The organism is Pseudomonas sp. MF08831 (assembly GCF_059862645.1).
Genome location: NZ_JCBCUX010000007.1, coordinates 47,075 through 58,752, shown reverse-complemented (window position 1 = coordinate 58,752; position 11,678 = coordinate 47,075). Strand labels below are relative to the sequence as shown.

11 protein-coding genes and 2 tRNA genes are annotated in these 11,678 nt (G+C 57.2%); 12 read left to right on the top strand and 1 reads right to left on the bottom strand.

Features of this window, described 5'->3' with window-relative positions; genetic code table 11:
* The first annotated feature begins 19 nt into the window (after nucleotides 1-19).
* The 3 genes from carB to AC19YS_RS16255 are packed head-to-tail and all read left to right on the top strand — an operon-like array spanning nucleotide 20 to nucleotide 4,147.
* The gene (gene carB, locus AC19YS_RS16265; RefSeq protein WP_106579260.1) at nucleotides 20-3,241 is read left to right on the top strand and encodes a carbamoyl-phosphate synthase large subunit; all 3,222 of its coding nucleotides are present in this window, start codon (nucleotides 20-22) and stop codon (nucleotides 3,239-3,241) included.
* Nucleotides 3,238-3,714 carry a transcription elongation factor GreA gene (greA, locus tag AC19YS_RS16260; protein WP_083356716.1) on the top strand — a complete coding sequence of 159 codons (477 nt, stop codon included), beginning with the start codon at nucleotides 3,238-3,240 and terminating at the stop codon, nucleotides 3,712-3,714. The genes carB and greA overlap by 4 nt, the downstream gene beginning before the upstream one ends.
* 28 nt (nucleotides 3,715-3,742) lie before the next feature.
* Complete coding sequence (locus tag AC19YS_RS16255; RefSeq protein ID WP_200623885.1) at nucleotides 3,743-4,147, top strand: MFS transporter; 405 nt, start codon at nucleotides 3,743-3,745, stop codon at nucleotides 4,145-4,147.
* An 8-nt stretch (nucleotides 4,148-4,155) separates the two neighbouring features.
* On the opposite strand, the gene AC19YS_RS16250 is transcribed toward AC19YS_RS16255, so the two are convergent.
* Nucleotides 4,156-4,464, bottom strand: a complete 309-nt coding sequence (locus tag AC19YS_RS16250) for a YhbY family RNA-binding protein (protein ID WP_106579258.1) — start codon at nucleotides 4,462-4,464, stop codon at nucleotides 4,156-4,158.
* Nucleotides 4,465-4,570: 106 nt separating this feature from the next.
* Here AC19YS_RS16250 and rlmE point away from each other — a divergent pair, with 106 nt between their 5' ends.
* The 9 genes from rlmE (at nucleotide 4,571) to rimP (ending at nucleotide 11,636) form a co-directional block, all read left to right on the top strand.
* Nucleotides 4,571-5,221: a 23S rRNA (uridine(2552)-2'-O)-methyltransferase RlmE gene (gene rlmE / locus AC19YS_RS16245; protein WP_034117848.1), complete on the top strand. Its 651-nt coding sequence runs from the start codon at nucleotides 4,571-4,573 to the stop codon at nucleotides 5,219-5,221.
* Nucleotides 5,222-5,421: 200 nt separating this feature from the next.
* Nucleotides 5,422-7,332 (top strand): ATP-dependent zinc metalloprotease FtsH, encoded by a 1,911-nt coding sequence (ftsH, locus tag AC19YS_RS16240; protein WP_106579257.1) that lies wholly within the window; start codon nucleotides 5,422-5,424, stop codon nucleotides 7,330-7,332.
* Between the two features lie 8 nt (nucleotides 7,333-7,340).
* Nucleotides 7,341-8,192 carry a dihydropteroate synthase gene (folP, locus tag AC19YS_RS16235; RefSeq protein WP_200623884.1) on the top strand — a complete coding sequence of 284 codons (852 nt, stop codon included), beginning with the start codon at nucleotides 7,341-7,343 and terminating at the stop codon, nucleotides 8,190-8,192.
* Nucleotides 8,193-8,208: 16 nt separating this feature from the next.
* Nucleotides 8,209-9,546 (top strand): phosphoglucosamine mutase, encoded by a 1,338-nt coding sequence (gene glmM / locus AC19YS_RS16230; RefSeq protein WP_106579255.1) that lies wholly within the window; start codon nucleotides 8,209-8,211, stop codon nucleotides 9,544-9,546.
* Between the two features lie 66 nt (nucleotides 9,547-9,612).
* Nucleotides 9,613-10,368, top strand: coding sequence for a triose-phosphate isomerase (gene tpiA / locus AC19YS_RS16225; protein WP_003194193.1), 756 nt, complete (start codon nucleotides 9,613-9,615; stop codon nucleotides 10,366-10,368).
* A 4-nt stretch (nucleotides 10,369-10,372) separates the two neighbouring features.
* A complete protein-coding gene (gene secG / locus AC19YS_RS16220; protein WP_010206600.1) occupies nucleotides 10,373-10,756 on the top strand; it encodes a preprotein translocase subunit SecG in 384 nt (127 codons plus the stop codon).
* Nucleotides 10,757-10,778: 22 nt separating this feature from the next.
* Nucleotides 10,779-10,864 (top strand) — tRNA-Leu (locus tag AC19YS_RS16215).
* 96 nt (nucleotides 10,865-10,960) lie between these two features.
* Nucleotides 10,961-11,037 (top strand) — tRNA-Met (locus tag AC19YS_RS16210).
* Nucleotides 11,038-11,177: 140 nt separating this feature from the next.
* Complete coding sequence (gene rimP / locus AC19YS_RS16205) at nucleotides 11,178-11,636, top strand: ribosome maturation factor RimP (protein WP_003235029.1); 459 nt, start codon at nucleotides 11,178-11,180, stop codon at nucleotides 11,634-11,636.
* Nucleotides 11,637-11,678 lie beyond the last annotated feature (42 nt).

Sequence of the window (11,678 nt, the reverse complement as noted above, 5' to 3'; positions counted from 1 at the left end):
GGATTTGAGTGACAAACCCATGCCAAAACGTACAGACATAAAAAGCATCCTGATTCTCGGCGCTGGCCCGATCGTGATCGGCCAGGCCTGCGAATTCGACTACTCCGGCGCCCAGGCCTGCAAAGCCCTGCGCGAAGAGGGTTACCGCGTCATCCTGGTGAACTCCAACCCGGCCACCATCATGACCGACCCGGATATGGCCGACGCCACCTACATCGAGCCGATCAAATGGCAGACCGTTGCCAAGATCATCGAGAAAGAGCGTCCGGACGCGCTGCTGCCAACCATGGGCGGCCAGACCGCACTGAACTGCGCCCTGGACCTGGAGCGCGAAGGCGTCCTGGAAAAATTCGGCGTAGAGATGATCGGCGCCAATGCCGACACCATCGACAAGGCTGAAGACCGCTCGCGTTTCGACAAGGCCATGAAGTCCATCGGCCTGGATTGCCCGCGTTCCGGTATCGCCCACAGCATGGAAGAGGCCAATGCGGTCCTCGAGAAGCTCGGCTTCCCGTGCATCATCCGTCCGTCCTTCACCATGGGCGGCACGGGTGGCGGTATTGCCTACAACCGTGAAGAGTTCGAAGAAATCTGCGCCCGTGGTCTGGACCTGTCGCCGACCAAAGAGCTGCTGATCGACGAATCCCTGATCGGCTGGAAAGAGTACGAGATGGAGGTTGTCCGCGACAAAAAGGACAACTGCATCATCGTCTGCTCGATCGAAAACTTCGACCCGATGGGCGTGCACACCGGCGACTCGATCACCGTTGCTCCTGCGCAGACCCTGACGGACAAGGAATACCAGATCATGCGTAACGCCTCGTTGGCGGTACTGCGTGAGATCGGCGTGGAAACCGGCGGTTCCAACGTTCAGTTCGGCATCTGCCCGGACACCGGCCGTATGGTCGTGATCGAGATGAACCCGCGTGTATCGCGTTCTTCGGCGCTGGCATCGAAAGCCACCGGCTTCCCGATTGCGCGCATCGCTGCCAAGCTGGCGATCGGTTACACCCTGGACGAATTGCAAAACGAAATCACTGGCGGCGCTACGCCGGCATCTTTCGAGCCGTCCATCGACTACGTCGTGACCAAGCTGCCACGGTTTGCCTTCGAGAAATTCGCCAAGGCTGACGCTCGCCTGACCACCCAGATGAAATCCGTCGGTGAAGTCATGGCCATCGGCCGGACCTTCCAGGAGTCCCTGCAGAAAGCCCTGCGTGGCCTGGAAGTGGGTGTTTGCGGTCTGGACGAGAAGCTCGACCTGAGCAACCCGGAAAGCATGAGCGTGCTCAAGCGCGAGCTGACCGTGCCGGGTGCCGAGCGCATCTGGTACGTGGCCGATGCTTTCCGCGCCGGCATGACTGTCGAACAAATCTTCGGCATGAACATGATCGACCCGTGGTTCCTGGTGCAGATCGAAGATCTGATCAAGGAAGAAGAGAAGGTCAAGACCCTTGGTCTGTCCTCCATCGACCGCGACCTGATGTTCCGCCTCAAGCGCAAAGGTTTCTCCGATCAGCGTCTGGCCAAGCTGCTGGGTGTGACCGAGAAGAACCTGCGTACGCATCGCCACAAGCTGGATATCTTCCCGGTCTACAAGCGCGTTGACACCTGCGCGGCCGAGTTCGCCACCGACACTGCTTACCTGTACTCCACCTACGAGGAAGAGTGTGAAGCCGCGCCGTCGGGCCGCGACAAGATCATTATTCTGGGCGGCGGTCCAAACCGTATCGGCCAGGGCATCGAGTTCGACTACTGCTGCGTACACGCCGCTCTCGCCCTGCGCGAAGACGGGTACGAGACCATCATGGTCAACTGCAACCCGGAAACCGTTTCCACTGACTACGACACTTCCGACCGTCTGTACTTCGAGCCGGTAACTCTGGAAGACGTGCTGGAAATCTGCCGGGTCGAGAAGCCAAAAGGCGTGATCGTCCAGTACGGTGGCCAAACTCCGCTGAAACTGGCTCGCGCTCTGGAAGCAGCCGGCGTGCCGATCATCGGCACCAGCCCTGACGCCATCGACCGTGCCGAAGACCGTGAGCGCTTCCAGCAGATGGTTGAGCGCTTGAACCTGCGTCAGCCGCCAAACGCCACCGTGCGCAGCGAAGACGAAGCCATCCGCGCAGCCAGCAAGATCGGTTACCCGCTGGTGGTGCGTCCGTCCTACGTGCTGGGCGGCCGTGCGATGGAAATCGTCTACGAAGAAGAAGAACTCAAGCGTTACCTGCGTGATGCAGTGAAAGTGTCCAACGACAGCCCAGTGCTGCTGGATCACTTCCTCAACTGCGCCATCGAGATGGATGTGGATGCTGTCTGCGACGGCACCGACGTAGTGATTGGCGCGATCATGCAGCATATCGAACAGGCGGGCGTTCACTCCGGTGACTCCGCATGCTCGCTGCCGCCATACTCGCTGCCGGCGCACATCCAGGACGAGATGCGAGAGCAGGTCAAGAAGATGGCTCTGGAACTGGGCGTGGTCGGCCTGATGAACGTACAGTTGGCGCTGCAAGGCGAAGACATCTACGTGATCGAAGTCAACCCGCGTGCTTCGCGTACCGTGCCATTTGTTTCCAAGTGCATCGGTGTTTCCCTGGCGATGATTGCTGCCCGTGTGATGGCCGGTAAGACCTTGAAGGAAATCGGCTTCACCAAGGAAATCATTCCTAACTTCTACAGCGTGAAAGAGGCGGTGTTCCCCTTCGCCAAATTCCCTGGTGTGGACCCGATCCTGGGCCCAGAGATGAAGTCCACCGGTGAAGTGATGGGTGTGGGCGACACCTTCGGTGAAGCGTTCGCCAAAGCCCAGATGGGTGCAAGCGAAGTGCTGCCGACCGGCGGTACCGCGTTCATCAGTGTGCGTGATGATGACAAACCGCTGGTTGCAGGCGTGGCCCGTGATCTGATCAACTTGGGCTTTGAAGTCGTGGCCACCGCCGGGACCGCCAAGCTGATCGAAGCTGCCGGCCTGAAAGTGCGTCGCGTGAACAAGGTGACGGAAGGCCGTCCGCACGTGGTCGACATGATCAAGAATGACGAAGTCACCCTGATCATCAACACCACCGAAGGTCGCCAGTCGATCGCGGACTCCTACTCCATTCGTCGTAATGCCTTGCAGCACAAGATTTACTGCACCACTACCATTGCTGCTGGCGAAGCCATCTGCGAAGCGCTCAAGTTCGGTCCGGAAAAGACCGTGCGTCGCTTGCAGGATCTACACGCAGGATTGAAGGCATGACCAAATACCCAATGACTGTCCAGGGCGCCAAGGCCCTGGAAGAGGAACACGCCCATCTGACCAAGGTCGTCCGTCCGAAGCTGAGCCAGGACATCGGTACGGCTCGCGAGCTGGGTGACTTGAAGGAAAACGCTGAATATCATGCTGCTCGCGAGCAGCAGGGTATGGTCGAAGCGCGGATCCGTGACATCGAAGGCCGTATGCAGAACGCTGTGATCATCGACGTCACGACCATCCCGCATACTGGCAAAGTGATTTTCGGTACCACCGTGGAAATCGCCAACGTCGAAACGGATGAGCGCGTTGTTTATCACATCGTCGGCGAGGACGAAGCTGACTTCAAACTCGGCAAAATCTCGGTTGGTTCGCCTCTTGCCCGCGCCTTGATTGCCAAGGAAGAGGGTGATGTGGTGGCGGTGAAAACACCTGGTGGCGTGATCGAGTACGAGATTGTTGAAGTTCGTCACATCTGAAAGACGGCGCCCGCTTCGTGCGGGCGCCATGCTTTGGCAGCTTGCCCAGATGCTTTGGGTGGGCGGCGTGTGGTTGTTACACATTGGTTTACTGCCGACGCTGGGCCTGATTGGCCTGGCGCCGTTGTTGATCGATGAAATCGACGGATTGCTCAGCGCGCTGCTGGTAGGTTTTGCGGCGGCGTGCGTGACGCTCCAGGTGCTGGTGCTGATCAAGGCCGAAGGCTTGGGGAGTTTGTGGCGGGATATTCGCGGCCAACTGCTGTTGATGGCGCTGTACGCATGCGCAATGTTTTGCGTGGTGCATACGTGGCTGCCGGAAGCGTTGCGCTGGCAGCTATTCAGCTATCTTGTGCTAGGGTTCTCCGGCTTGATGCTGGTGTTGCAACCGGCGCCAGGATGGAGTGGCGGGGCGCGCGAAGCACGCCCGTGACCCTTTTATTACTTGAAGCGGTGTACGTTCGACAGTTGCTTGTTGACGCTGAAGTTCTTGCGATACAGCAGCGCCATCTTGCCAATGACCTGAACCAGATCCGCTTTGCCGACCTTGCACAGTTCTGCAACGGCGGCCAAACGCGCTTCGCGGTCAAGGATGTTGACCTTGATCTTGATCAGTTCGTGATCGCCCAATGCGCGTTCAAGTTCGGCTAACACACCTTCAGTCAAACCGTTGTCTGCCACAATCAGAACTGGTTTCAGATGGTGGCCAATGGATTTGTACTGTTTCTTCTGCTCTTGAGTGAGCGGCATAATCTGACCCCTGCGTCTGATCTTGTAAAAAGCGGCGGCCAGTTTACCCGAGCGAGTCCGGGACCGCCCAGTTAATCACGACCCGTTTTATTTTTCGAGGTGGCCCGTGGCCCGTTCCAAAACTAGCCTTAAGTGGCTGCAAGAGCATTTCAACGATCCTTACGTCAAAAAGGCGCAAAAGGACGGGTACCGTTCGCGGGCCAGCTACAAGCTCCTTGAGATCCAGGACAAGGACAAATTGATTCGCCCCGGCATGAGCGTTATTGATCTTGGCGCGGCCCCTGGTGGTTGGTCCCAGGTGACCAGTCGTCTGATTGGTGGGCAGGGCCGTTTGATTGCTTCCGACATCCTGGAAATGGACAGCATCCCGGATGTGACCTTTGTTCACGGTGACTTCACCCAGGACGCCGTGCTCGCAGAGATCCTCGAGGCGGTGGGAAATTCGCAGGTAGACCTTGTGATTTCCGACATGGCCCCCAATATGAGTGGATTACCGGCCGTCGATATGCCGCGCGCAATGTTCCTGTGTGAACTGGCGCTGGATTTGGCGGGTCGGGTGTTGCGTCCGGGTGGGGATTTTCTGGTGAAAGTCTTCCAGGGCGAAGGTTTTGACGAGTACCACAAGAACATTCGCAAGTTGTTCGACAAGGTGCAAACGCGCAAGCCAGACTCTTCTCGGGACAGGTCTCGAGAGCAATACCTGTTGTGCCGCGGCTTCCGCGGTGTTGAAGGTGCGGCGAGTGAAGAGCGTTTTTGAGGAATTCGAGGAAGGCGATAGGTTTTTTTATATCGCTTTCGTCACGAAGCTTTACGAATATTGTGTAGTCAAAGTTTCACAAAGGGTTACAGACGGCGCCTGCCAGAGTTGTAGGTAATGTAGTAAGTTAGGCCGGTGAATATCATGCGAAGCGCGCGCCAGTAGCGGAGCTTGCTTCAGAGGGTAGTTAATTGAACGATATGGCAAAGAATCTGATCCTGTGGTTGATCATCGCGGCAGTCCTGGTGACGGTGATGAACAACTTCTCCAGCCCTAACGAGCCGCAGACCCTCAACTATTCCGACTTCATCCAGCAAGTTAAGGATGGCAAGGTCGAGCGCGTAGCGGTTGATGGCTATGTGATCACCGGCAAGCGCAACGATGGCGACAGCTTCAAGACCATTCGTCCCGCTATTCAGGACAACGGTCTGATTGGCGATTTGGTGGATAACCACGTGGTCGTCGAAGGCAAGCAGCCTGAGCAGCAGAGCATCTGGACTCAACTCCTGGTGGCCAGCTTCCCGATCCTGGTAATTATTGCTGTGTTCATGTTCTTCATGCGCCAGATGCAAGGCGGTGCGGGAGGCAAGGGCGGGCCGATGAGCTTCGGCAAGAGCAAGGCGCGCCTGCTCTCCGAGGATCAGGTGAAGACCACCCTGGCTGACGTTGCGGGTTGCGACGAAGCCAAGGAAGAAGTTGGTGAGTTGGTCGAGTTCCTGCGCGATCCGGGCAAGTTTCAACGCCTGGGTGGCCGTATTCCACGCGGCGTGTTGATGGTTGGTCCTCCGGGTACCGGTAAAACCTTGCTCGCCAAGGCGATTGCCGGCGAAGCCAAAGTGCCGTTCTTCACCATTTCCGGTTCTGACTTCGTCGAAATGTTTGTTGGTGTGGGTGCCAGCCGTGTTCGCGATATGTTCGAACAGGCCAAGAAGCACGCACCGTGCATCATCTTCATCGATGAAATCGACGCTGTTGGTCGCCATCGTGGTGCTGGCATGGGCGGCGGTCACGATGAGCGTGAGCAGACCCTCAACCAGTTGCTGGTGGAGATGGACGGCTTCGAAATGAATGACGGCATCATCGTCATTGCTGCGACTAACCGCCCTGACGTATTGGACCCTGCGCTGCTGCGTCCAGGTCGTTTTGACCGTCAGGTGGTGGTTGGCCTGCCGGATATCCGCGGTCGCGAACAGATTCTGAAAGTGCACATGCGCAAAGTACCGATGGGCGACGATGTGGCGCCTGCCGTGATTGCTCGTGGCACACCAGGTTTCTCCGGTGCAGACCTTGCCAACCTGGTGAACGAGGCTTCGTTGTTCGCTGCCCGTACCGGTAAGCGCATCGTTGAAATGAAAGAGTTCGAGCTGGCAAAAGACAAGATCATGATGGGCGCCGAGCGCAAATCCATGGTCATGTCTGAAAAAGAGAAGCAGAACACCGCTTATCACGAAGCCGGTCACGCCATTGTGGGTCGTGTTGTGCCTGAGCATGACCCGGTTTACAAAGTGTCGATCATCCCTCGTGGTCGCGCGCTGGGTGTCACCATGTTCCTGCCGGAAGAGGATCGTTACAGTCTCTCCAAGCGAGCGCTGATCAGTCAGATCTGCTCGCTGTACGGTGGCCGAATTGCTGAAGAAATGACCTTGGGCTTTGACGGTGTGACCACCGGTGCCTCCAACGACATCATGCGCGCCAGCCAGATTGCGCGAAACATGGTGACCAAGTGGGGCTTGTCGGAGAAACTTGGTCCATTGATGTATGCCGAAGAAGATGGCGAAGTGTTCCTGGGGCGTGGCGGCGGCGGTCAAAGCGCCAGCTTCTCCGGTGAGACGGCCAAGCTGATCGACTCCGAGGTGCGCAGCATCATTGACCAGTGCTACGGCACTGCCAAGCAGATCCTGACTGACAACCGCGACAAGCTGGATGCAATGGCTGATGCGCTGATGAAGTACGAGACCATTGACGCCGACCAGATCGACGACATTATGGCCGGTCGTACGCCTCGTGAGCCTCGCGACTGGGAAGGCGGTTCAGGCACCTCTGGCACCCCGCCAGTGGTTCAGAACGAACGCCCTGAAACCCCGATCGGTGGCCCTGCGGCTGACCACTAAGGTTTGAAATGACTTCTGCGTCGTCCTCCACCCGGTTGCCTTGCGGCAACCGGGTTCTTGATTTGGCCCATACACACGTCATGGGCATTCTTAATGTAACTCCTGATTCCTTTTCCGACGGCGGCCGTTTCAGTCAGCAGGACGCCGCGTTGCGTCACGCCGAGGCTATGGTGCTGGCGGGGGCAACGTTGATTGATGTTGGTGGCGAATCGACCCGCCCCGGAGCGCGTGTTGTTTCTCCCTTGGAGGAGCTGGAGCGCGTTGCACCGATAGTTGAGCGTATCGCCCGCGAGCTTGATGTGATCATCTCGGTTGATACATCCACGCCAGCAGTAATGCGTGAGACGGCGCGCCTGGGTGCGGGCCTGATCAACGATGTGCGCTCCCTACAGCGAGACGGAGCCCTGGATGCCGCGGCGGCAACCGGCCTGCCGGTGTGCCTGATGCATATGCTGGGAGAGCCCGGCAACATGCAGGACAGCCCGCATTACGACGACCTGGTGAGTGAAGTGAGTGGGTTTCTTGCTGAAAGGATCGCTCAGTGCGCCAAGGTGGGAATCGCTGCCGATAAGATCATCCTTGATCCCGGATTTGGCTTCGCCAAGACGCTTCAGCACAATTTGAGCCTCTTTAAACGTATGGAAGCCCTGCACGCCCTTGGTCGGCCTTTGTTGGTCGGTGTTTCGCGCAAGAGCATGATAGGGCTGGCCTTGAACCGCCCGGTAGGCGAGCGGCTGTACGGCGGTCTGGCGCTTGCTGCGCTTGCCATGACCAAAGGCGCGCGAATTTTGCGCGTGCATGATGTCGCCGAGACAGTCGATGTGGTGCGTATGATTGCCGCTGTAGAATCAGCCGAATAAGAATGACGGAGCACTTATGACTAAAAAATATTTTGGCACCGACGGTATTCGCGGTCGGGTCGGTGAATTCCCGATTACTCCTGACTTCATGCTCAAGCTGGGCTGGGCGGCAGGCATGGCGTTCCGCAGCATGGGCGCTTGCCGGATTCTGGTGGGCAAGGACACCCGTATTTCGGGTTATATGTTCGAATCCGCGCTGGAGGCGGGTTTATCCGCCGCCGGTGCTGATGTGATGCTGTTGGGGCCAATGCCGACGCCTGCGATCGCTTACCTGACGCGTACCTTTCACGCTGAAGCCGGTATCGTGATCAGTGCGTCGCACAATCCCCATGATGACAATGGCATCAAATTCTTCTCGGGCCAGGGCACCAAGTTGCCGGACGAGATCGAGTTGATGATTGAAGAGCTACTGGATGCACCGATGACGGTGGTTGAGTCCAGCAAGTTGGGCAAGGTGTCGCGTATCAACGACGCATCGGGCCGTTATATCGAATTTTGCAAAAGCAGCGTGCCGAGCAGTACCAATTTTGCCGGGCTGAAGATCGTTATCGACTGTGCCCACGGTGCAACCTATAAGGTGGCTCCAAGTGTATTCAAAGAGCTGGGTGCGGACGTGACGGTGCTGTCGGCGCAACCGAACGGCTTGAACATCAATGATAATTGCGGCTCTACCCACATGGGGCAGCTGCAGGCGGCCGTTCTGGCTGAGCATGCCGACCTGGGCATCGCCTTTGATGGCGATGGTGACCGTGTGTTGATGGTGGATCACACCGGTACCGTGGTTGATGGTGATGACCTGCTGTTTATCATTGCTCGCGACCTGCATGAGCGTAACAAGCTGCAAGGTGGTGTCGTCGGCACATTGATGAGTAATCTTGGGCTTGAGCTCGCTCTGGCTGAGCTGGGTATTCCGTTCGTACGCGCCAACGTCGGTGACCGGTATGTGATCGCCGAGCTGCTGGAGCGTAATTGGCAGGTGGGGGGTGAAAACTCCGGGCATGTTGTCTGCTTCCAGCACACCACTACGGGCGATGCCATCATTGCTGCTCTGCAAGTGTTGTTGTCGTTGCGTCGCCGTGAAGAGAGTCTCGCTCAGGCGCGACAGGCGCTGCGTAAGTGTCCGCAGGTTCTGCTCAATGTGCGTTTTGCCGGTGGCGAAAACCCGATTGAGCACCCAGCTGTCAAAGACGCGTGCGAGCGCGTGACCCTGGCAATGGCGGGGCGTGGACGGGTGCTGTTGCGCAAGTCCGGCACAGAGCCTCTGGTGCGCGTCATGGTCGAAGGCGAAGACGAAACACAGGTTCGTGGCCATGCCGAAGACCTGGCAAAACTGGTAACTGAAATTTGCGCCTGAATTCGGCTTGCCAGTGATGATGTGGTTGGGTAACATCTGCGCCCACTTTGACCGACGAGGTACAGCATGCGTCGCACTATGGTAGCTGGTAACTGGAAGATGCACGGTACCCGCGCCAGTGTCGCTGAGCTGATCAATGGCCTTCGTCACTTGGCCTTGCCTAGCGGTGTTGATGTTGCGGTTTTCCCGCCTTGCTTGCATATCAACCAGGTTGTTGATGGCTTGAAAGGTAAGTCGATTCAGGTCGGCGCGCAGAACTCTGCGGTGGAGCCCATGCAAGGTGCGTTGACCGGCGAGATTTCGCCGAGTCAGCTGGTAGATGCGGGTTGTTCCTATGTGCTTGTCGGGCACTCCGAGCGCCGTCAGATGATGGGCGAGCGTGATGGGACGCTCAATCGCAAGTTCGCAGCGGCACAGGCTTGTGGCTTGATTCCAGTGTTGTGTATAGGGGAGACCCTGGAGCAGCGTGAATCGGGCAAGACTCTTGAAGTTGTCTCGCGTCAGTTGGGCAGCATCATCGAGGAGCTGGGTGTTGGTGCGTTTGCAAAGGCAGTCATTGCTTACGAGCCGGTCTGGGCCATTGGCACCGGGCTGACTGCTACACCGCAACAGGCGCAGGATGTGCACGCAGCCATCCGCGCTCAGTTGGCGGCAGAGAATTCTGAAGTCGCGCAAGGTGTGCGGCTTCTATACGGCGGCAGCGTGAAGGCGGCCAATGCGGTCGAACTGTTCGGCATGCCGGATATCGATGGGGGGCTCATTGGTGGAGCTTCCCTGAATGCAGATGAGTTCGGTGCGATCTGTCGCGCCGCGGGAAACTGAAAAAATGCTGGAAACAGTCGTAGTCGTTTTTCATCTGTTGGCTGCCCTGGGCGTAGTTGCCCTGGTTTTGTTGCAACAGGGTAAAGGTGCGGATGCTGGTGCGTCTTTCGGTGCAGGTGCTTCAAATACTGTGTTCGGAAGCCAAGGTTCCTCTACCTTTCTTAGTAAGTTTACTGCTATACTTGCCGCCGGTTTCTTCATAACCAGCTTGGGGTTAGGTTACTTTGCTAAAGAGAAAGCTCATGTGCTGACTCAAGTAGGTCTCCCAAATCCAGCAGTGTTGGAAGTACCAAAAGCAAAACCGGCTTCTGATGATGTCCCGGTGCTTCAAGAGCAAAAGTCGGCTACTCCAGCGACTGACGTACCTCCAGCTCAAGAGCAGAAGTAAGAAGGGTTGTAAACGCTGTATTGCCGAGGTGGTGGAATTGGTAGACACGCAACCTTGAGGTGGTTGTGCCCATAGGGTGTAGGGGTTCGAGTCCCCTTCTCGGTACCAATTATCAGGAGAGCCCGCTGTTGCGGGCTTTCTTGTAGGTGGAAGGTTACATTGACCCTGTAAGGGATCGGTCGTATACTTCCGCCCCAGCTTTGTCGCGGGGTGGAGCAGTCTGGTAGCTCGTCGGGCTCATAACCCGAAGGTCGTCGGTTCAAATCCGGCCCCCGCAACCAGTTTTAGCGGAGCCCCTTTTAAGGGGCTTTTTGTTAGCTGGACACTTTCAACGCCGCTGTTCGACGGCGTTTCAAGGATGGGCGTTTCGCCCATTTTTTTATTTTGCACAGCATGCACATACATGCACGAGGGGGTTCAGGTGTCGAGCAAGCTAGAAGAGTTGCAGGCCTTGCTGGCCCCGGTGGTCGTGGCCCTAGGCTATGAATGCTGGGGTATTGAGTTTTCGGCTCAAGGTCGCCACTCAATGTTGCGCGTTTATATCGATAAAGAGGGCGGCGTGCTGGTGGACGATTGTGCCATTGTCAGCCGTCAGATCAGCGGTGTCCTGGATGTTGAAGATCCGATTTCCGTTGAATACACCCTCGAAGTTTCCTCGCCTGGCATGGAACGCCCACTGTTCACTATTGATCAGTTTGCAAAATTTGCCGGTGAACAAGTGAAGATCAAGCTGCGTTCTCCCTTTGAAGGGCGACGCAACTTTCAGGGCCTTCTGCGCGGTGTAGAAGAACAGGATGTCGTGGTGCAGGTAGAAGACCATGAATTCCTGTTGCCGATCGATATGATCGACAAGGCCAACATTATTCCCAGTTTTGACTGAGACGCGGATCCCGCGGATCCAATGGCTTGCGAAAGGCGAGGC

What these genes read in the sequence shown, in the direction of transcription:
- carB (WP_106579260.1), top strand. Translation starts at nt 20, where the DNA reads ATGCCAAAACGTACAGACATAAAAAGCATCCTGATTCTCGGCGCTGGC.
- greA (WP_083356716.1), top strand. Translation starts at nt 3,238, where the DNA reads ATGACCAAATACCCAATGACTGTCCAGGGCGCCAAGGCCCTGGAAGAG.
- AC19YS_RS16255 (WP_200623885.1), top strand. Translation starts at nt 3,743, where the DNA reads ATGCTTTGGCAGCTTGCCCAGATGCTTTGGGTGGGCGGCGTGTGGTTG.
- AC19YS_RS16250 (WP_106579258.1), bottom strand. Translation starts at nt 4,464, where the DNA reads ATGCCGCTCACTCAAGAGCAGAAGAAACAGTACAAATCCATTGGCCAC.
- ftsH (WP_106579257.1), top strand. Translation starts at nt 5,422, where the DNA reads ATGGCAAAGAATCTGATCCTGTGGTTGATCATCGCGGCAGTCCTGGTG.
- folP (WP_200623884.1), top strand. Translation starts at nt 7,341, where the DNA reads ATGACTTCTGCGTCGTCCTCCACCCGGTTGCCTTGCGGCAACCGGGTT.
- glmM (WP_106579255.1), top strand. Translation starts at nt 8,209, where the DNA reads ATGACTAAAAAATATTTTGGCACCGACGGTATTCGCGGTCGGGTCGGT.
- tpiA (WP_003194193.1), top strand. Translation starts at nt 9,613, where the DNA reads ATGCGTCGCACTATGGTAGCTGGTAACTGGAAGATGCACGGTACCCGC.
- secG (WP_010206600.1), top strand. Translation starts at nt 10,373, where the DNA reads ATGCTGGAAACAGTCGTAGTCGTTTTTCATCTGTTGGCTGCCCTGGGC.